At 57.3% G+C, this 20,503-nt stretch carries 16 protein-coding genes and 3 pseudogenes; 4 read left to right on the top strand and 15 right to left on the bottom strand.

Annotated features, from left to right (window positions below):
* A pseudogene (locus RFN30_RS32495) lies at positions 1 to 80 on the top strand (IS66 family transposase); the annotation flags it as partial.
* 309 nt (positions 81 to 389) lie between these two features.
* On the top strand, positions 390 to 842 hold the full coding sequence (locus tag RFN30_RS31515) for an Lrp/AsnC family transcriptional regulator (RefSeq protein WP_320265872.1): 453 nt from the start codon (positions 390 to 392) through the stop codon (positions 840 to 842).
* Positions 843 to 896: 54 nt separating this feature from the next.
* On the opposite strand, the gene RFN30_RS31520 is transcribed toward RFN30_RS31515, so the two are convergent.
* From RFN30_RS31520 to RFN30_RS31560, 9 genes are all read right to left on the bottom strand, one after another.
* Positions 897 to 2,087 (bottom strand): glycine C-acetyltransferase, encoded by a 1,191-nt coding sequence (locus tag RFN30_RS31520; protein WP_320265873.1) that lies wholly within the window; start codon positions 2,085 to 2,087, stop codon positions 897 to 899.
* Positions 2,088 to 2,095: 8 nt separating this feature from the next.
* Positions 2,096 to 3,064 carry an aminotransferase class IV gene (locus RFN30_RS31525; RefSeq protein ID WP_320265874.1) on the bottom strand — a complete coding sequence of 323 codons (969 nt, stop codon included), beginning with the start codon at positions 3,062 to 3,064 and terminating at the stop codon, positions 2,096 to 2,098.
* Positions 3,065 to 3,392: 328 nt separating this feature from the next.
* The gene (locus RFN30_RS31530) at positions 3,393 to 4,775 is read right to left on the bottom strand and encodes a CapA family protein (RefSeq protein WP_320265875.1); all 1,383 of its coding nucleotides are present in this window, start codon (positions 4,773 to 4,775) and stop codon (positions 3,393 to 3,395) included.
* Between the two features lie 30 nt (positions 4,776 to 4,805).
* Positions 4,806 to 5,861: an ABC transporter ATP-binding protein gene (locus RFN30_RS31535; protein WP_320265876.1), complete on the bottom strand. Its 1,056-nt coding sequence runs from the start codon at positions 5,859 to 5,861 to the stop codon at positions 4,806 to 4,808.
* On the bottom strand, positions 5,858 to 6,865 hold the full coding sequence (locus tag RFN30_RS31540; RefSeq protein WP_320265877.1) for an ABC transporter ATP-binding protein: 1,008 nt from the start codon (positions 6,863 to 6,865) through the stop codon (positions 5,858 to 5,860). Before RFN30_RS31540 ends, RFN30_RS31535 begins: the two co-directional genes overlap by 4 nt.
* Position 6,866: 1 nt before the next feature.
* Positions 6,867 to 7,748, bottom strand: coding sequence for an ABC transporter permease (locus RFN30_RS31545; protein WP_320265878.1), 882 nt, complete (start codon positions 7,746 to 7,748; stop codon positions 6,867 to 6,869).
* 1 nt (position 7,749) lies between these two features.
* Positions 7,750 to 8,691 carry an ABC transporter permease gene (locus tag RFN30_RS31550; protein WP_320265879.1) on the bottom strand — a complete coding sequence of 314 codons (942 nt, stop codon included), beginning with the start codon at positions 8,689 to 8,691 and terminating at the stop codon, positions 7,750 to 7,752.
* Positions 8,691 to 10,295 carry an ABC transporter substrate-binding protein gene (locus RFN30_RS31555; protein ID WP_320265887.1) on the bottom strand — a complete coding sequence of 535 codons (1,605 nt, stop codon included), beginning with the start codon at positions 10,293 to 10,295 and terminating at the stop codon, positions 8,691 to 8,693. The genes RFN30_RS31550 and RFN30_RS31555 overlap by 1 nt, the downstream gene beginning before the upstream one ends.
* A gap of 355 nt (positions 10,296 to 10,650) precedes the next feature.
* Positions 10,651 to 11,439 (bottom strand): IS110 family RNA-guided transposase, encoded by a 789-nt coding sequence (locus tag RFN30_RS31560; RefSeq protein WP_320265880.1) that lies wholly within the window; start codon positions 11,437 to 11,439, stop codon positions 10,651 to 10,653.
* Between the two features lie 76 nt (positions 11,440 to 11,515).
* Between RFN30_RS31560 and RFN30_RS31565 the strand changes: the two are divergent.
* Positions 11,516 to 11,769: pseudogene (locus RFN30_RS31565) on the top strand (transposase); the annotation flags it as partial.
* Positions 11,770 to 12,170: 401 nt separating this feature from the next.
* Here RFN30_RS31565 and RFN30_RS31570 read toward each other — a convergent pair.
* From RFN30_RS31570 to RFN30_RS31580, 3 genes are all read right to left on the bottom strand, one after another.
* Entirely contained in the window at positions 12,171 to 13,280 is a 1,110-nt protein-coding gene (locus RFN30_RS31570; RefSeq protein WP_320265881.1) for a porin, read from the bottom strand.
* A 246-nt stretch (positions 13,281 to 13,526) separates the two neighbouring features.
* Positions 13,527 to 13,766: a hypothetical protein gene (locus RFN30_RS31575; RefSeq protein WP_320265882.1), complete on the bottom strand. Its 240-nt coding sequence runs from the start codon at positions 13,764 to 13,766 to the stop codon at positions 13,527 to 13,529.
* 183 nt (positions 13,767 to 13,949) lie between these two features.
* Positions 13,950 to 14,651 carry an antitoxin Xre/MbcA/ParS-like domain-containing protein gene (locus RFN30_RS31580; RefSeq protein ID WP_320265883.1) on the bottom strand — a complete coding sequence of 234 codons (702 nt, stop codon included), beginning with the start codon at positions 14,649 to 14,651 and terminating at the stop codon, positions 13,950 to 13,952.
* 159 nt (positions 14,652 to 14,810) lie between these two features.
* On the opposite strand from RFN30_RS31580, the pseudogene RFN30_RS31585 reads away from it, so the two are divergent.
* Positions 14,811 to 15,861 (top strand): annotated as a pseudogene (locus RFN30_RS31585) (IS630 family transposase).
* On the opposite strand, the gene RFN30_RS31590 reads toward RFN30_RS31585, so the two are convergent.
* The 3 genes from RFN30_RS31590 to RFN30_RS31600 all read right to left on the bottom strand — a co-directional run bounded on the left by RFN30_RS31590 (position 15,858) and on the right by RFN30_RS31600 (position 20,173).
* Positions 15,858 to 17,348 carry a M81 family metallopeptidase gene (locus RFN30_RS31590; RefSeq protein ID WP_320265884.1) on the bottom strand — a complete coding sequence of 497 codons (1,491 nt, stop codon included), beginning with the start codon at positions 17,346 to 17,348 and terminating at the stop codon, positions 15,858 to 15,860. The pseudogene RFN30_RS31585 and the gene RFN30_RS31590 sit on opposite strands and share 4 nt — an antisense overlap.
* 147 nt (positions 17,349 to 17,495) lie before the next feature.
* Complete coding sequence (locus RFN30_RS31595) at positions 17,496 to 18,665, bottom strand: M20 aminoacylase family protein (RefSeq protein ID WP_320265885.1); 1,170 nt, start codon at positions 18,663 to 18,665, stop codon at positions 17,496 to 17,498.
* 446 nt (positions 18,666 to 19,111) lie between these two features.
* Positions 19,112 to 20,173: a C45 family autoproteolytic acyltransferase/hydrolase gene (locus RFN30_RS31600; RefSeq protein ID WP_320265886.1), complete on the bottom strand. Its 1,062-nt coding sequence runs from the start codon at positions 20,171 to 20,173 to the stop codon at positions 19,112 to 19,114.
* Positions 20,174 to 20,503 lie beyond the last annotated feature (330 nt).

Raw genomic sequence — 20,503 nt, forward strand, 5'->3', positions numbered from 1 at the left:
TCGCCAAGCTGAAGAAACAGGTCTTCGGCAAGTCCTCGGAAAAGATCGAGCGGGAAATCCAGCAGTTGGAACTCGCAATGATCGAGCCTCCCGAATGCAAAAACTACTTCGCCAATGCCGGCTACGCTGCCATCAAAACGTGGAAGCCTCTAAACCGTAAACATCGCACGGACAGATCTCATCTGGCGAAAGAATATCGATCGACGAGGCGCTAAAATTCGCCCGGCGAAGATCCGCTTGATCTCCCATACGTGCGAGACCACTTCTGGAATGATCCCAGCATTTCACATGCCATTTTGCAATTTAACGTCATGAGCTACCGTGGTGTGAAATGCTACAGCGCTGGTCGCATGCGATCTTGATGAATTATTTCCAGGAGAACACCGTTGTTGGATGACCTAGATCGTCGCATTCTCACCGCACTTCAAAAGAATAACCGGATCTCTCTCACGGAGTTGGCCGAGATCGCCGGCTCTTCTGCCGCCTCGTGCATGCGGCGGGTTAACAAGTTGCGCAGTGACGGTGTCATCACGGCGGATATCTCATTGGTCGACCCTAAGGCGCTTGGGAAATCCTTGACCGTCGTCCTTACGGTTGAACTCGAACGCGAGCGTTTGGACCTTGTAGACGAATTCAAACGCGCTATGCGAGCGGCTAAAGAGGTCACTCAATGCTACGTGGTAACGGGCGACGCTGATTTCGTCTTGATCGTCGCAGTAGAAGACGTGGAAGCACTCGACGTGTTCGTAAAAACCAAGCTTTACACGAACCCAAACGTTCGAAAGTTCAAAAGCATGATCGCATTAGACCGTGTCAAATTCGAGCCGCGTGTACTTGTATAGGTCCGTTCCCTCTCATTGTACCCCTCCGGCAAGACCGTACCGGAGGAGAAACACTTAGGAGATAATCCCAAGTTCTTTGCCGCTTTCATTAAAGGCAAGCACCGCTCGATCAATGTCAGCGACGGAATGTGCTGCAGAGATTTGCGTGCGAATCCGCGCTTGTCCCTTTGGGACAACGGGAAAGCAAAAACCGGTCACAAAAATTCCCTTCTTAACCATCCTCTCCGCCATCCGCTGGGCAAGGACAGCATCGCCGACCATCACCGGGATAATCGGATGGTCTGCGCCGGCCAACTTGAAACCCGCTTCTCTCATGCTGGAACGGAAATACCTGGCGTTCGCGAACAGCTGCTCTCGCAGCGCATGGCCTTTCTCAACGATGTCCAGGGCCTTGAGGGACGCCGCCGCAATTGCCGGCATCAGCGTGTTTGAAAACAAATAAGGACGGGAACGCTGCCGGAGCCAACTGACCACTTCGCGCTTACCGGCTGTATATCCGCCGGAGGCCCCACCCAGGGCCTTTCCAAGCGTTCCGGTAACAATATCGACGCGCCCTTCGACACCACAATATTCCGCCGACCCTCGACCGCTCTTACCTAAAAATCCAATTGCATGACTGTCGTCCACCATGACCATGGCTCCGTACTTCTCAGCCAAGTCACAGATGCCGTTCAGATTAGCGATGGTCCCATCCATCGAAAAAACGCCATCGGTGACAATTAGCTTAAAGCGACAAGCCTTCGCCTTCTTTAGCTCCTCCTCAAGCGCATCCATATTATTGTTAGCGTAGCGAAACCTCTGAGCCTTCGACAGTCTAATTCCATTGATGATCGACGCATGATTGAGCGCATCCGATATGATGGCATCTTCCTCGCTAAGCAGCGTTTCGAAGAGACCGGTATTGGCGTCGAAACAGGATGAGTAGAGGATCGCGTCCTCCATACCAAGGAAGTTTGATATTCGCGCTTCGAGTTGCTTGTGTTCTTCCTGAGTACCGCAGATGAAACGAACAGAAGCCATACCGTAACCGTAACGGTCGAGCGCCGCTTTGGCGGCAACTCGAAGCTCCTCGTTGTCGGTCAGCCCCAGATAGTTGTTGGCGCAGAAATTCAATAAGGTGCCGCCGTCGCCCATCGAGACTGTCGCTGATTGTGGAGAGATTATCAGTCGCTCGGACTTAAAGAGCCCCGTTTGCTGAAGCTGAGAAAGCTCCGAACGAAGATAAGAGGTAAACGACCCAGTCATACCGTCTGCTACTGCTGTGAACGATAATCTATTGCAGTGGACCAGATAGGATCACTATGTTTTTTCCAGTACAAATCCATCAAACGGCGAGTAACTGGGCCAACCAAGCCGTCGGCAACCGGCAAACCGTTGATTTTTGTCACCGGCATGATACCGCCCGCGGTCGAGGTAATGAAGATTTCATCTGCCTCAGATAGTTCCGCGCGCGACACGTCTACTGCCTCAGCTGGCAACCCAATTTCCTTTGCAAGGTCGAAGACACTATGGCGAGTAATTCCGGGGAGCACCCCGAAGGCCGGCGTCTGTAGCGAACCACCTTTCACGATGAAGACATTGAAACCAGGGCCTTCCGCAATGTTGCCATTGGTGTCGAGGATTAGAGCGCTCTCTCCACCTTGATCGTAAGCGTCGAACAACCCCTTTACGAGATCCAGCCAGTGATAATTCTTAATGGACGGATCGATCGATTTCGGGGGAATTCTAACGGTTTCGCTGATTGCAACATTTAAGCCGCGGTCGAGCTGCTCCTTGTTGGCGACCGATCCGTACGGCACGGCGAAGGCAATAAAACGATTTTCCGCCTGCCGAGGGTCGCGGCTGAAGGTAGGAGAAGAACCCCGCGTACATATCATCTCCACGTACGCGGATTGGTGGCCGGAGAGCGCTACGCAATTGTGAAGAATTTTCGTGACTTCCTCGCGGTCGTAGGGAAGTTTCATTCTTAGCCGCTGCATTCCACCCCAGAAGCGATCGAGGTGCAAGTTGAGGCGAAAGAAGCGTCCTTCCCACACGTGCACCGTGTCATATGTCGCGTCGGAATGCAGGAAGCCCCAGTCGAGGACTGAAATCTTCGCCTCTGACATCGGCAAATATTGGCCGTCCATAAAGGCGACGCCCTCGGGATAGCGACGACGGTCGACGTGGTGCGGTTCGATTGTCAGTGACTGCTCAATAGTTTTGGTCTGCGTGATTGCCATTATCGTCACTCCGGACATCGATTTTCTTTGCTCTAGATCGTCAGGATATTGATCTGACGTTCCAAACATCGGCCATGTACTCAAAGTCGCATCTTGGAAGCGTAGAAAAACCTCAATTTAGGCCGCCGCACGCAATGGACACTTCAAAATATCACGTAGAATGATAGCTTCGCCGGAGGGCTGGAACTGTTCCTGATAAACTAGCTCGATATAGAAATCTGCTAGTCTTTCGAATGGTGTTCCGCCGCACGTCTCGCTTAGTGACAGCGTGCGACGTTACGTTCGAGGAACTACAATCGAGGTCAATTTTTGTGAGGCGTACCCGGTCCTACAGGCGTATCAGTCCGATATTATTCTCGATCTTGATACGTGTGCCAAAGGGCTCCGAGAGCCTTTGAACCCGCTCCAGAATGGATTTTCCGTGCTCGCCCTCAGCGAGGCGCGGAACACCGCGGTTTGCAAATCTGTTCAACCGGCGAAGCTCGACAGGATATAACTTCAGTTCTGCGAGCTGGTTGCGCTCGAAGCGACTAACTGCCACGACGCTCTCATAGAATGAAGGGCCGGACTGAGCCCCAAGAAGCCCTTCCGCGGTCGGATACCCCTTTGCCACTTCGTCAATCGTCACCTCGGCGTCCGTGGTAATCCGCGGATCCTTGTCGTATACATCGTACATGTCGGCCCCTACCGGCGTCCTGAGGTCTTGGCAGAAGAAGTTGCCGAGGCTGTAGAGGATTGGCCTTCCTTTGTAGATCTCGATGCCGCGTAGAACGTGTGGTCCATGCACGATGTACGCGTCTGCTCCGGCGTCGATAGTGCGGCGTGCAAATGATTGTTCGTAATCAGCCGGTTCGAGGCTCCATTCGCCAGGCTCGTGCCCGTGGTTCGTAACGATGCAGAAATCCGAGATCTGCTTGCCGCGGCGAACATTTCGGAGAATGTTGTGGATGTCACGCGGATCAGGCTCATAGCTGTAGCCGGGTTTGTCGCCCGCCTTGTATCTTGCCCCGCCGAGCACGACCAAGTCCGGCTTTTGTTCTGTAGGCCGATCGCCGGGCAAAACTTCACGGATCCGCTTTAGATCCTGAAGCATTTCCGGCGGCACCACGATGCTCTTCGTCAATCGAAGTCCATTCAGTCCCGGTCTGCCAGGTGCTTCACCAGCCGGATCGCAAGCACGAGACATACGCGAGAATGTGGTTGCCACGGATAGCAATGCCGCACAGCCCCGAGGGCTTTCCTTGAAGCGGGCCGCTCCAGCCTGCGAAAGATTTTCTCCTGCACCTGCGTGGACAATGCCATTCTCGTCCAGAACACGGCTCGTCTCGCGCATGCCCTCAACGCCCCAGTCCAGCGTGTGGTTGTTGGCACGGCTCAACATGTTGAAGCCCATTGCCTTCAAATCAGGCCCCAATTCCGGGGCGCTGATGCAATAGGCTCCGCCGTACTCACCCTGTGGGTTTCCCCGGAGTGATCGATCCAGGATGTTTGTTTCCAGGTTTCCGAAGGTTATATCGGCCTCATGAAGGAGCTCGACGAGGTGGCTGAACCCCGGATGATGGCCGGTGGTAACCGGCCGCGCGTACAGAAGGTCGCCGACTGCAGCCATCGTGAATCCATCTTCAACGTTCGTTTCGATTGAACCGACTGTATCAAAGCTGTCATCCTGTTCGACCCTATCGGGTGGGTTCTCGTGCGAGTGTCTTTCCATGTGGTTTCCTCGTTAAAACAGCGAAAACATTTAGGCCTTTGCCCCTGCAGTGGGAGCAAAAGAGGCAAGCCCATTTGACGTTGAAGCATCGATTGCCTGTGCCGCGAGATTTGTTGCTGGGGCGCGCACGTGGCAGGCCACAAGACGTCCATCTGCCATTGGAACCAGAGGCGGAACATCGATGCGGCAACGCTCGATCGCGAGCGGACAACGGGGGTGGAACGCGCAACCGCTTGGCGGGTTGACCGGGCTTGGCACTTCCCCTTCGACGGGCGCCTCCAGCCGAACCCTGGTTGGGTCAGGCACCGGCGCTGCGGCGATCAGTCCCTCGGTATAGGGATGGACCGGCTTGGCAAAGAGAGCCTCACACGGCGCGAGTTCCACAATCCGTCCCAGATACATGACCGCTACGCGATGGCCGATGTGCTGAACGACACCAAGGTCGTGTGAGATGAACACGAAGGCGATACCCATCTGCTGCTGTAGGTCCACGAGCAGATTCAAGATCTGTGCTTGCACCGACACGTCAAGGGCTGAGACTGCTTCGTCAGCGATGATGAGCGAGGGCTGGAGAGAAAGCGCTCGGGCAATGCCGAGCCGTTGCCGTTGGCCGCCCGACATCTCGGACGGCAGCCTGTGCATCATCTCGGGTGACATTCCAACCTTCTTTAGAAGGTCCGCGGCAAGTGCATTGCGCTGCTTGCTGCTCAATCGCTCAAAATTCTCAACCGGCTCGGTGATGATCTGACCGGCAGTGAGTCGCGGGTTCAGCGACGAATAGGGATCTTGGAAGACCATTTGCATCCGACGGCGAAACGTCCGGAGCGCGTCCTTCTTTAGGCTCGCTATATCGGTCCCGTCGATCAGAACCCGGCCGTGTGTTGGCTCTGTGAGGCGCATTAATAGCCGAGCGACCGTCGATTTACCACAGCCGGATTCGCCAACAATGCAAATCGTCTCGCCAGCTTCGACGGAAAAGGACACATCCTCCACAGCCCGTACAACCGGAATGGTCCTCTTCAGCAAGCCGGCGCCAAGCGGATAATGTTTGGTCAGCTTCTCGACTTTCAGCAACGGACCACTCATGCCTTGATAACCTCCTCAGAACGCCAGCAGGCCGCTGTGTGACCGGGGACGACGTCACGTAGGCTAGGCGTCTTCTCGCGGCAGATGTCGATTGCGAATGGGCATCGGGGCGCGAAGCTGCAGCCGACAATGGGCTCGCGCAAGCTCGGCACAATGCCGGGAATTTCTGGAAGACGGCTCTGACGACCTCGCCGCCGATCCGGAACCGAGCGCATCAAAGCCTTGGTGTATGGGTGTGCGGGGCGCGCGAAGAGTTCGTTGACCGTCGCCTGCTCGACGATTCTGCCCGCATACATGACGATCACGCGTTGGCATGTCTCGGCCACAACACCCAGATCATGCGTGATGAACATCGCGGCCGTTCCCGTCCGCTCTTTCAGATCGACGATTAACTGCAAAATTTGGGCTTGGATCGTGACGTCAAGCGCAGTGGTTGGCTCGTCGGCAATCAGCAGTTCCGGCGAACAGGCAAGGGCCATCGCGATCATGGCGCGCTGGCGCATGCCACCGGACATTTCATGGGGATAGTTGTAAACCCGTCGACCGGCATCGGCAATCCGCACCAGGCGAAGCATCTCTTCGGCCTTTGCCATGGCTGCCGAGCGCGACGCATTCGTGTGGATCTGCACTGCCTCGGCAATCTGACGCCCGACCGTATAGACCGGGTTCAGGCTGGTCATCGGGTCCTGGAAGATCATCGCGATTTGGTGGCCGCGAATCTGCCGCATCTCCCGATCGGAAAGCCCGAGCAGGTCGCGTCCGTGAAAGCGGACTTCACCACCAACAGTCTTTGCCGTCAGCCTTGGCAGCAGGCGAAGGATAGAAAGGGCTGTAACGCTTTTTCCGCATCCCGACTCGCCAACAACGCCGAGAGTTTCGCCCTTGTTGACTTGGAAGCTGATGCCGCCGAGCGCGCGCGTAACGCTTTCTTCGCCGTAAAAGTGCGTTTCGAGGTCTTTAACGTCAAGAAGAACCTTGCTTCCTACTGTCTGATGCATCTGCATGTCAGCGCCTCCGCTTCGCGCGCGGATCGAACAGGTCGCGCAGACCGTCCCCCAGGAGATTGACAGCAAGGACCGTGATTGCAAGACCGATGCCGGGGGCAAAAACCGTCATCGGGGAAATGGCAAGGTACAAGCGCGAGCTTGAGATCATGTTGCCCCAGCTCGGAATGTCGGGAGGCACGCCCACGCCCAGGAAGCTTAGTCCGGCCTCCGTCAGAATCGCATCTGCGCAGACAATGGCGCTTTGTACCATCAACGGTGGGATTGTGCTCGGCAGGATATGCCGCCAAAGCACCTTCGGCAGGCGCGCCCCACCGCAAAGGGCGGCTTCGACATAAGGACGATCGCGAACACTCAGAACGACAGAGCGAACCAGTCGCGTGACACTCGGCATCTGAGGTATCGTAATGGCGACAATGAGGATGCCGATTCCGGGCCCTGTCAGAGAGATAAGGGCAATGGCCAACAGAATCGTCGGTATTGACATCAGCCCGTCCATGACCCGCATGACGATGTTGTCAAAAGTGCGGACATAGCCGGCGATGAGACCGATAAGAAGACCGCCCAGAGCCGCACACGCCGCCGATATCAATCCCACCAGAAGCGAAATCTGCGCGCCGTACATGGTGCGCGCGAACACGTCACGGCCCAGATTATCGGTACCAAACCATGCCTCCGCGGAAGGCGGTTGAAGACGTTTGAATGGGTCCATGTTCAGTGGATCGCCAGCGTAAAGCGGGGCAGCAAGTGCTAGAATGATTAGCAGCGCCAAGAGGCCACCGCCTGTGACAACCAGCGGGTGCCGCCTTGCCAGGCGGGGAAGCTCAGATAGTCGCAGGCGCCCCGTTGGGACTGTCTCGACCGGTGCGGAGAGAATTGCCATATTAGTACCGGATCCGAGGGTCGACCAGGGTGTAAGACAGGTCGACCGCAAGATTGATAATGACGTACAACCCCGAAACGAGGATGAGCACGCCCTGGATGATGGGGTAATCCCGATTGTTGATCGCATCGACGACCAACCGACCGATACCTGGTATGTTGAATACGGTTTCGGTAATGACGACACCGCCGATCAGACCAGCAAAACTTAAGCCCGTCACGGTCAAGATTGGGACACCCGCATTCTTCAGAGCGTGGTGGAAAAGCATGGCATAGGAGGACGCGCCCTTTGCAGCGGCTGTTCGCATATAATCTTCGGAGAGGACTTCGAGCATGCTTGCCCGCGCAATCCGGGCAATGAAGGCAATATAGGGGATGCTCAAAGTCACTGTCGGCAGGATCAAGTGTGTAAGCCAGGATGCCGGGCCCTGGTCAATTGGGACATATCCCTGAACCGGCAGCCAGTGGGTCGTGATGGCGAAGAAGTAGATGAGAACGAAACCGATCACAAAAACTGGCATCGAAAAGCCAAGTGTCGCCAATGCAATCAGGAGGCGATCGACGAGGCCCCCGGTCCGCCACGCAGCAAGTGTACCCATGGTAACCCCAACCGATACCGAAACGATCATCGTCAGAATTGAAATGGAAATAGTCGGTTCCAGCCGCTGCGAGATAAGCTCGAGAACGGGCCGGCCCGCAAAGATCGAAGTGCCGAAATCGCCGCCGAGCATGCCGCGCACCCAACGGAAGAACTGAATCGGCATCGGATCGTTCAAACCCATCTGCTGGCGGATGCCGGCGATCATTTCTGCGGTGGCCGACTTGCCGGCGATGATGGCGGCGGGATCGCCCGGCGCCAGCCTGAGAAGCAGGAAGACGAACATCCCGACCATCGCCATAACGGCGATGGTCGAAACTATCCTGCGAAGGATATAGGCTGCCATTAGACTGCGCCCTTCTGCATGTTCCAAAACGGTACGAGGATGGCGGGCACTTCGATGAGGCCGGTCAACGTTTTGCGCCGCGCGATCGGGCTGACAACCTGACCGAGGCGGACGTCGCCGACGAAGTCCCACCAAATCCGTTGCATCTGGCGCGCCAGGGATTTGCGCTCATCAACGGTGCCCACATCCGCCCATTTGGCTCGCAGCGCCTCATATTCATCATTCTTCGGCCAACCGAACCAGGCCTTGTCGCCACTGGCGTTGGGGAAGACCGCAGAAACCGGATCACCTTGAACGAAATCCGGATCATCTGTGATAAAGATGCTCCAGCCACCGCTTTCAACTGGGCCCTTATTGCCCCGCCGCGCGACAATGCCGCCCCAGTCGCTCGATGCGAGTTCGACATTGATGCCGATTTTCTGCAACGTGTTCGCCAAAAGCTGCGAGGCCGCGTCGCCCACATGCCAGTCGGTTGGATCTAGAATGACGACCTTCTCACCGGCATATCCTGCCTCCTGGAAGAGCTGCTTGGCTTTTTCGGGGTCGCCTCCCTTTTTGAACCAACCGGTGTTCTCGTCGTTGGAATAGGGCGTGCTGTTTCCAAATATCGACGTGACTGGTCGGCTGAATCTGGGATCGGGAGCGGTGACCCGCAGAAACGCATCCTGATCGATCAAGTGAAGGATCGCCTGGCGTGCTTTAACATTATTGAACGGCTTCTGCAGAAAGTTCATGCGCAGACACAAGTTGTTGCCCGAGTTGTTGAGAACTTGCAGCTCCAAATTGGGATCATTCTCGATAACAGGAAAAAGGTCAGCGGACGGCGCCATCTGAAAATCAATTTCGCCCGCCTGCAACGCCGCCATCGCAGTTTGCTGATCGGAAATAGTCTCCCAGATGACGCGATCGACGTTGACGACCTTGCCGCCGGCTAACCGGCTAGATGGTTCATTGCGCGGTACGTACTTTTCATTGCGATCGTAGGTGTAACTTGAACCTGGCTTCATAAGAGATTCGTTGAACTTGAAAGGTCCCGATCCGACACGCGTCGTCACCTGCTCGGTTGGGGAGCGATTTGCGTCCTTCTCCCGCATGATGAACGGATCCGGCCCAGCAATTCTGCCGAGCATATCGATCAAGGTCCCCAAGGACTCCCTGAGCACAAGGCTGAAGGTTTTGTCGTCTTTCTTGGAGATGTCCTTGGCTCGCTCCATGAGCAGTTGCCCACCGGCTTGTCCCCATCGACGGATCGAGGCCACGCAGTCCGCTGCAGTGACGGGCGTGCCATCGTGCCAACCTAGCCCATCACGGAGCTCGAACGTATAGGTCTTCTTGTCATCCGAAACGCCCCATTTGCCTACCATCTGGGGCTGCGACTTCAACTGAGAGTCCAGCGCAAAAAGAGTGTCGTAAATGGCAAGGCCATGAATTTGCGTCGGATCACTCGTTGTAAATATCGGATCGAAGACCGTGAGGTCTAGCATCGACATACGCACAGTCCGCGCGTCGGTCGGTGCTGCCTGTGCTCTCAGAATGGAAGGAAAGGAAAGCGCAGTTCCGGCAGCCGCGCCCAACTTGAAGAGATTGCGACGTGAGAGTCCCATTTTTCGTTCCCCTTGTTCATGCGGAATTTCGTGGCGCTTCTCGGTCACTTCCGCGTCACACTATAGCTAACCCTCTCGTCCGATTGAGGCGGCGGCCAAGGTTTACCAGCGCTCAAAAATCCTAGAACCACCATGCGCAATTATTCTGCCAAAATGAGGATATTCGTGACGCGTGGAGAGCGGATGAGGTACCGATTTGAAATATTTGCGGCTCCTTCCCGGATGTGAACAATCAACAAAGGCGCTTCGCCTGCAGCGTTCGCCGACCGCGCGCAAAACTCCGCAAATGCATCACGGGTCGCCGGCCGCGTTTCCCTGAACAAAGTTCGACGACGTTCGGATTGGCGATGCAATCTCAAACTGCGCCGCACGCGAGATCGACTTGTATTGTGCTTGGAACGCGCCTCACTTTACGCTTTGAAGTCGACCTCTCTTGAAGGTTGTAGCCGATGGAGCCAGCGCAGCAAGCGCCGTCGATCGGTCCTACGCCGGGAATGGTCATCAATCGCCTGGCTTCCGCATCCTCCCTGGCACGCCGGGCGATCTCGCGGTCGAGCACGGCCACCCTCTCATCCAGGGAGCGGAGCTGTTCGACGAGCAGAGACAGGATCGGGCGGGCGGCTTCGGGGATGGAAGAATCCTTGTCCTCGATCTCTGCGACAAGCTTGGCTACGTCGAAAAGGCCCTGCGCAGCCACTAACCCAAATTCGGCAAGATGGCCCCGTATCGCATTGATGGTCTGCGTCCTCTGCCGCACCACAAGATCGCGAACGCGAAACACCATAGCCGCCGCCTGTTGATCTTCGCTCTTCACCGCCACGAACCGCATGGTGGGCCGTTGCGCAGCTTCGCAGATTGCTTCAGCGTCGGCGGCATCGTTATTCTGCCGCTTCACGAAAGGCTTCACGTATCCCGGAGCGATCAGCCGGACATCGTGCCCTAGCTTCGCAATCTCCCACGCCAGTAATGGCCGCCGGCGCACGCTTCCATGGCAACCGTGCCTGGCTGGTTGAGCAGCAAGAAACCGAAGTACGTGATCGCGGCGAAGCTTCTTCTTGAACAGCACAGCTCCCGACGCATCCGAACCGTGCGCTTGGAACACGTTCTTCGCCAGATCCAATCCGATTGTGTTAACTTCCAACATGGACGCCTCCGTTCGAGTGATGATCAACGACACCACTTTGGCACAGCGATGCCGTGAGGGGGGCGTCCACCCCATCAATCTCGGCAGTCATAAGGGCAAGGCTGTGCGCCGTGCCCTCCGCAAGGCCGGCGCACGGCTCTTCTTCCTGCCCAAATACTCCCCCGATCTCAATCGGATCGAACAGCTCTTCGACAACCTCAAGCACTGGCTCAGAAAGGCCGCAAGACGCAGCGTCGAAACCGTCTGTCAGGCGATCGGCCAGATCCTCAACAGCGTCACGCCGATCGATGCTCAAACTACTTCGCAAACTCAGGATATGACCGAGGTTAATCTCATCCCGCTCTAGTGGTTTTTACCTAACAAAAGAGTCCGATTTGGGATTCCCTTTCGGGGGTGTGCGCTATGCTGAGATGGGCCATATGAACCTCCTCTTAGAGCGCGCCGGATGTCGCCATACCTAGGCGGGGCAGCCTTAAACCTAACCTTCCTCCCTTTTCATCATACCTAGCATACGATCACACCAGCGGGAATGGTTATGAAGGGCACCTTGCTCAAGGGCGCCCTTCGCATCGGCGGCAGTCTTCGATCCCGGAGGTGCGGACCTAAGCGCTTTGGAAAGAGCCGCCGATGAGCCCTTTTTGGGTATCCCGCTTCGCTAACACAGGCTGGAGGGGGAAGCATAGCGCACGCATTCGTATGCGCGGGCGCTATGGAACAAATGCTTCGCTCCCTCAGAACGAGCGCTGGAAGCGGAGGAAACCGCCGACTGCGTTGCTCTTGCCTGCGGGGATGCCGGTCCAGTTGTAACCGTTGCTGTCGTGGTCGTTATGCGCCCAGTCAACTTCGGCCGTGATTGTGAGGCCCGGGACGATCTTGTACGCGACGTTCGCCGCAAGGCCAAATTCTTTGGCTTCATCATACGACACCTGGAGGTTGAACGCTGTCTTCTCGTTGAACTTGTAGGTGCCGCCACCCCAAACTGCCCAGTTGCCGCCCCACTGCTTGTAGAAGCCGCGGCCGCCGGCCGGGATTGCGTAGGTTGGGTCCGTGAGGTTGTCGTCGGTGCCGTAGCCGGCCATGATGAACAGCGATATCTCGTCGGTGGCGTTGACGTCCAAGCGAACCTTGCCGGCCACTTCTTCGTAGTTGCTGTCATAGGCAACGACGCCGGTGATGGCGCCCCAGCCCTGCGTGTACTTGATACCGCCGACGACATGCGGGACGTAGCTGTCGATCGTGCCGACGACGCCGGAGCCTTCTTCGAGCGAGACCACGGCCGAGAAACCATTGCCGGCGTCGAAGTAGTACTGGACGACGTTGGTGTCGAAGTCGCCATAGGGAACGATCGTGTCGTTGATGACGTTGCCGGCGTAGCCGATGAACGTATCGAAGGCCGATTCGTCCTTACCGACGCGGAGCCCACCAAGCTGGATCCAGGCAAAGTTCAGCGAACCGCTGTTGCTGCCGTCGGAATAGTTGAAGCGGGTTTCAGTGTAGGTCTTCAGGGTGCCGAGCTCCGTTTCCTGACCCGTCCAGGTCCTCAGCGAAAAGCGGGCCTTCTTGTGCCAGGTATCGTTGATGCTGCCGTCCTCATGGTCGACCGCGCGACGACCGTCGAACGACCCTACCTGACCGGCCGATGCATCCCAGCGGATATAGCCACCGATGCGCAGGCAGGTTTCCGTGCCAGGGATATAGAAATAGCCGGCGCCATAGACGTCGCAGATCTTGACGTACTCAGCTGGCTCCGGCTCGGCGACGGTGACGGCATCGGCCGCGCGTGCGCCGCTGACCGCGGCCAAGGCGGCAGCGGAGCCGAGAAGAAGGCTCTTGATGTTCATTTTGATCTCCACTCAAAAAAAATAAGAGGCAGGGTTATCCTCGCGAGGACAGCACCCCTCCCCATTCCCCACGTTCAAAAACGATGCGCGTCGCGCTGCTTTCTCACAGTCTGACGCTATCCATCATTTAGATTAGTTCAAGATATATTAGGTCAAGTGCGGCGTTATTAGCCAGTGATGTCACAAAAATGCATCAATATACTGTACGTCTAGCACGAACTATACATTTAACTCAATCTAGACAACTCACACATAATTGCGATCTACAGCATTCAGCACGGAGTGAGCGTGCCCACTCAATGCCACTTGGACGCCTCGAACTACCGGCATTTCGCAGACCGGTAGGGCCGCGGTGAGGTTTGGCACGGCCTGCTGCGCGGCGATCGGTTCGGATTTGGTCGTTGAGATTGATGGGTGCTTGTCGAAACGGGCGAACAGGTTCTCCACCGCCCGGGCCTGGGGCAGGTGCTCGCGAAACAGCCACATCGTTGGCGTCCGGCACCCTGTCGCCGAGCCCAGAACCCGGCCTATCCCCGCATCTGTCTCCTCCCGCCAAATCACCGGCCGAGTGAATCAGAAATGCGCCGAGATGGGGAGGTTTTCGAGGTGTCCGCTTGGCAGACGCCCTGCGAACCGAGTGCCAGTGCGTTGAATTTGCAGTTGGTTTCGTCAGTGCGACTTCATCGAGGAAAATCCTCGTGCGGCTGAAACAACTTCGGCAGCCAAATCCTGTCTGAGCATTTCCATGGGAATGCGACCATCGAGAAGAGGCGAAGGGCAGATCAGCCAAAGCCATGCCAGTCTGGGATTGGCGATCCAGGAGAGCACTTGTCGTATCCCCGGCGCCGGTCTACCGTCGATGAACTGGGCCAGGGGGAACACATGCTTGCGAGCGCCTTTGCGCAATGCGATCACGTCATTATGCCGCTGCCACCAATGCAATGTTGATCGCGGTATGCCGAAGCGTTTTTCCAGATATGTTGGCCCTGCGACCTGACCCGCCCAGTCTTCAATCCGCATGGAATCGCATTGCTGATCTCCTGCTTCTGCGGCCACGCGTCTATTTCCGCCTTCGGTTCGTGCCCTGAAGGGAGGCGCCTCACCAACGTCGACACGGCGCGCCGCCTCGGCTGCGAGCCGGTGGACAAATTCGGAGGCTAGGCAAGCCAGGTCGTCATGAATGGCTTGTTGGTCCGTTGCCGACAGCAGATCGGTAGCAGCGTTGTTGCCAATCCCCACGCGCGAGGGGATCAAAGTGTGTGCCCTTATAACCTGGTCGTACTGAGCCAGAACACGCTGGACTTCCTTTGCAACCAAACTTGAGAGCTCGTCCTGGTGAGGTTCACTTCTAGAGCCAAAGGATTTGATCATGTGTTCCTCCCCCTGCCGCATAAGCGGTCATTTCCGCCCACCACACAGCATCGCTTGAACAGGCGTCCAGCGCGAAGACATGTGGATTCCGATGCAGACCACCCCCAAGGAACGACGCCTCGGGATTCTCTTTCTGGATTGCACATGGGAGTCTGGAGCATGCGCACAGGAATATCCCTCACCGTTTCTTCGATTGATCGCCAGCGTCTGGCGGCGCTGATTAGGGATCGCAACGCTTCGCAGAAGTATGTCCGGCGCGCCGAGATCGTGCTTTTGTCCGCCGACGGCGTCGGCACCGTCGAGATCATGCGCCAGACCGGCAAGTCGAAGACCTGTGTGTGGCGCTGGCAGGGGCGCTTCGCCGAGGAGGGCTTGGAGGGGTTGTTGCGCGACAAGACGCGGCCTTCGCGCATTCCGCCACTCGGACCCGAGGTGGCCGAGCGCGTGGTGGCGCTGACGTTGCAAGACCCGCCGGGCGAGACCACGCACTGGACCGCCGACATGATGGCGCAAGCGGCCGCCATCAGTGCCAGCGCGGTCAGGCGCATCTGGCAGGCGCACGGGCTGCAGCCGCATCGCTGGCGGCAGTTCAAGGTTTCCAACGATCCGCACTTCGTCGACAAACTGCGCGATGTCGTCGGCCTTTATATCGACCCGCCGGCCCATGCCATCACGCTGTCGGTCGATGAGAAGAGCCAGATCCAGGCGCTCGACCGCATCCAGCCCGGCCTGCCCATGAAGAAAGGCAGGCTCGGCACCATGACCCACGACTACGAGCGCAACGGCACGACCACCCAGTTTGCCGCCCTCAACGTGCTCGACGGCACCGTCATCGCCAGAAACATGCAGCGTCACCGCTATCAAGAGTTCATTCGCTTTCTCAACACCATCGACGCCGAGGCCGACAAAACCGTCCACGTTATCCTCGACAACTACGCTGCCCATAAGCACCCGAAGGTGCGTGCCTGGCTCAGCGGCCATCAGCGCGCTTCACATTCCACGTCACTCCCACGTCGTGCTCGTGGCTCAACGCCGTCGAGGGAGGCCTCAAGCGCTCGTCTTTCATTCAGTCGTCGACCTGCAGGCGGCCATCAACCGCTTCCTCGCCGAGCACAACCACAACCCCAAACCCTTCACCTGGACCGCCGATCCCGACAAAATCATCGCTGCCGTCAAACGTGGGCACCAAGTGTTAGATTCCATCCACTAGAGCTGGATATCGTCGAGCGGCCAAATCGGGCGTCGGACATGGCGGTACGTCCGGGGCCCAGCGGCGGATCCCAGCCCGCCAGCGTCGACCTTGATCACCTCGCGCGCGATCGGTTCGAATGCTGCGCGGAAATGATAGTAGGACTTCAGCGCGATGGTCGCGCAGTGAAAGGGATCGATGCCAAGAGAGCTGAGCTGGGCGAGGTCGACCGTTTGTTCCCGCCGCGAGATCACCGCGATTTCGATGCCGCCCACGCGCAGCATCAAGCTCGGCCCGAAGCTGCGCCATGCGCCTCCGCCAAGAAACGACGGTCCGTAGCAGCGAAAACAGCCGTCGGTTATTGAGACAATCTGCGCCTCGACCTCGAGCGGCCCCCCACCCATCTCGGGCGCGTGCTTGCCACCAAGCAGAATGCGGCCCTTGTTACCGACGCCGATGGCGATCCCGGCCTGTACGGCCGCAGGATCGAAGATCGCATGGAAGGCGGCGTTCTGGAGGTCGGCTGCGATCATCGCGCGCAGCAGATCCGTTGTATCGCCGTAAGCTCCGCCGCCGGGATTGTCGCCCATATCCGCGATTACCAATGGCTTGTCGGCGCCAGCCTCCCCGGCTTTAGCGCGTTCCAGGGCCTCGGCGACGCTAACCGTTGTGTCTGTGGTGGAGACGAACGCACGTGTCTCCCACGCATGATCCATAAATCCCTCGGCGATGCGCTGCGCCTCGGTGGTGTCGCCATCGGCGGTGACGGTGACACTAGGTCCGACATCGGAGATGTCGCTCCAAGAGAACCCGGCGCAGACGCTCACCACGAGCGCCTTGCCAGCGGCTTCCAGCGCCTCGCCGCGGTCGATCAGTTCACGCATCGGACCAACCTGGGTACGCCCGTAATCCAGGCCTTCCAGCATCGGACGCTTGGCGATGACGGTGCGGGGACGGATCTCGCCGCGCAGGGAGCGATCCACCAATTCGGCCCCCTGCCAGGTGCGTTCATAGTAATCAATATGGGGGTAAGTGCGCACGGCAATCAGCGCCGAGGCGTTCGCTGCCATCTTTTCGGTGACGTTGGCGTGCAGGTCGAGCGTGACGACGATCGGCGCATCAGGCCCGAGTACACTGCGCAAGCGGCTGAGGATTTCGCCTTCCGCGTCCTCGTAACCTTCAGCAACCATGGCACCGTGCAGATTAATCAGCGCACCATCGCATCCTCCGGCGCCTGAAAGAAACCAAGAGCAGAGCTGCTCGAATGCTTCCTTAGTCACCGTGCCGCCAGGAGTGGCCCTAGCGGCGAGCGGATGGGAAAGCGTCCAGCCGAATTTCTCCGCCGCCTCGAACGCCGCGCCCAGCGCGGTGCGCGTGCCCCGCCGTGCCGCCGGGATCTCGTCGCCCAATAGCAGGGCGCCAGCCCGGAAACCTTCAAGTGTGGTCGGCACCTTACTGAAAGTGTTTGCCTCGTGTTCGATCTCGCCGGTGAGGATACGAAAGCTCACAGGAACGTCTCCTTGGAGTGAGAAGGGATGAATAAATTACGGAGGGAGCGGGCAAGACCATCGATTGCAGGGAAGCGGAGAACAGAGTCCGTTCCCGCGGCGCCGCGGATACTTTAGCGCCACTGATACTTGGTCGGCCCTTAAACCTCAGGCAGGAAGAACCGTTTCAACCAAGTTCACCCAGTAGCCGATGCCGTAGGGCAATGCTTCATCATCGAAATCGAACGCGGGGTGATGCACTGAAGCGGTCTGCCCATTGCCAAGGAAAATGAAAGCGCCCGGCCGCGCCTCAAGCATGTAAGAGAAATCCTCCGCCCCGATCCTCGGCCGCATCTTATCGTCCACGGATTCGGCTCCGACCAGACTAAGGGCGGCCTGAACCGACAAATTGGTTTCCTCTGTATTGTTGACGGTGGGCGGGACGGATCGAAGATATCTGAACTCGACGTCTGCGCCGAACCCGCGCGCGATACCTTGAGCGCACGCCAAGATCTCTTTTTCGGCGAAATCTCGCAGGGCAGGTGCAAGAGTCCTGACGGTTCCGCCGATTTCAACCTGATCAGGTATGACGTTGTAGGCCTGCGCCGCTTTCAGCTTGGTGACCGAGATTACCAACGCCGCTGTTGGATCTGTCTGACGCGAGACCAAGGTCTGAAGGCCTAGAATAATTTGGGCCGCTATGACAACAGGATCGACGGTTCGATGCGGCGCGCACGCATGGCCGCCCTTGCCCTTCACAACGAGGTCAAAGTCGTCCTGCGAACCCATAATCGGACCGTCACAAATTGCGAATTTGCCGATCTCTATACCCGGTGCGGTGTGCATCCCATAGACTTGAGAGATACCGAAACGGTCCATGATCCCTTCCTGGACCATCTTGTAGCCGCCCGTGGGGAATTCCGGCTCCTCAGCCGGCTGAAAAATCAAGGCGACGGAGCCCTTGAACTTGCGCGTAGCCGCTAGGTATTTCGCCGCACCCAGCAGCATAGCCGTATGACCGTCGTGGCCACACGCATGCATGACACCTGGATTTCTAGATGACCAGGGCTTGTTAGAAGCTTCAACGATCGGTAAGGCATCCATGTCTGCCCTAAGCCCGATTGTCGGCCCATCTCCGCCTTCACCCTGGATCAAGGCAACAATACCGGTCTCGGCGATCCCCGTTTCGATATGATTGATTCCGAAAGATGCCAGCTTTTCTGCCACGAACTTGGCTGTGTTGTGTTCCTGAAAGTCAAGCTCCGGATTCTCATGGAGGTAGCGCCGCCATTCAGTGACTTCGCCCTGTAGATCTCGGAAAGTCTCAACGGTTTGCATTTTGGTATCAGCCTTTCTTGATTCGTCTCACTCGACGGTCTTGATGGCGCGTCACGAGTTGATTGGTCTTCCTGTTCCTCGGCGCGGAACTCGATGAGTGCGTGTCGCAACTTTTCAAGGACCAGGAATTTCATATGGCGCTTGACTTTCAAGATGCCCGATGACGGCGACCCATTTGTGCCAAACTCCGATATCGACTGAAATCTTACATCGTCGAAAGCGCGCGTTTTGAAATATTTCCATCACCAACCCTGCAGCGCAGGAAGGATCGCCCTTGAGAAGCGCCTTAAAACCAAGTCGCGGCAGAACATCGTTGCAGCTTGATCCGAGCGGAAAGCTTTTCTAATGGTGTGCCGTGACAGACAGAGCACTTTTCCTTGCGAACGCTGTGGGTGATCAAGACATCCTTTGGAGCAGGCCCTTCCGCCCAATGCTGCCAGCATGGGCTAGCGAACCGCTATGGTTCCACAAAGGGTTTTGCGCTCCTTGGGCGTCGCGTGCACCTGCCATTCTACACGATCTTCGAAAAGTTCGAAAATTCCGGTGGCAAGCGTCTCGATCTTGTCATCGCAATCTCGATCCACGCGATAGATCGGTGCGGTCTCATCGAAAAGCACTCCCTCTGAACCAACATCTAGCGCGCCTTCGGCAATCAGTCGGTCTGCCGTCTGCTGCCGATTGCGAGACGACAGCGTAATCTTCTGGTCGAGCGAACGAAACTCTTCGAAGATGAGATGGTTTGCATGGGCTCGTGCGGTGTCAACCTCTCGAACGGCGCAGCCAGATGCGGGCGCCTCAACAGAGACCAGCCTGCCCGTCGCAGCCTCACCCAAATTGTGATGGTAGCCGCTGGCGCGGTCCTTGCGGCGCAGGATTTCGACCGCGTCATCCATTCCTTTTGCGTCGAGAATGGCGCGGCAGATAATCTGTCGAGGCACGCCAACCTTCAGATCGTGCGAACTGATGTTATTAACGGTCTGAACCAATCCGGCGCCGTTAGCCCCAAATGTGTGGCCTGGCAACATGGCCGGGTACATGAAGCTGCTCCAATTCAAGCCATCGTCAGGCTCGGCGTCGACCCACACGCATGCTCCATTGAACTCTGCGGCGCCATCGTCGTTGTGGGCAACAACCGCTGGCCGACCTTGCTGAGCGGGAACAAGAAGCGATGTACAGCCGGTAGCGGCGATAGCCTTTGTTGTCGGCGAGACGTGTTCGGGCAGTCGAAGGTCGCCCCGGCAGTTCCACAGGAAAACTGAATCGAAATCCTGCTCAGCGCCGACAGCAATTCCTTCGATCTCGCGCACGTATCGGGGGTAGGAAGCACGGGCAGCTGATTCAAGCGCCTTAAGGTAGTCGGAACCACACCAACGCCCGCTTAAGGCGTTATACTCCTCTGTGCGCATGACACGTTCACGGAAACCCGCAGCCGTGGCCCGCCCGAGGGCGACTCCGATGGAGAAAGCGTCGCCATGAGCACGAACGCGGGGGATGGAATTTCTCTGCATGCCAGTCTCCGTGTCTAGCGTTTGACTAGAAGCCAACGAGGCAACCTGACGCGACTTGATTTCTCGCCGCTCAGTGAGCGGCCGATTATTTGTCTCATTCTAAGCTGAGCGGATCGCGTCAATTCGTAGCTGGCACTGAAATACAGATTGCAAACATCGGCTCCATTCGAAAAATCCAAGGCTCACCGACTTTGATTATTCCGGCCTAAGCCGGACGCTGAAGGGAACTCCGGCTGCTCTCAATCAACCTTTATTTTCCCTAGTCACCTGAATCTGAAGTTCGGTTCATTGTCTTCTGGCAGAAACGCTTGACCGATGCGAGGATCTGGT

This window comes from Mesorhizobium dulcispinae, from assembly GCF_033977345.1.
GTDB classification, from domain to species: Bacteria; Pseudomonadota; Alphaproteobacteria; order Rhizobiales; family Rhizobiaceae; genus Mesorhizobium; species Mesorhizobium dulcispinae.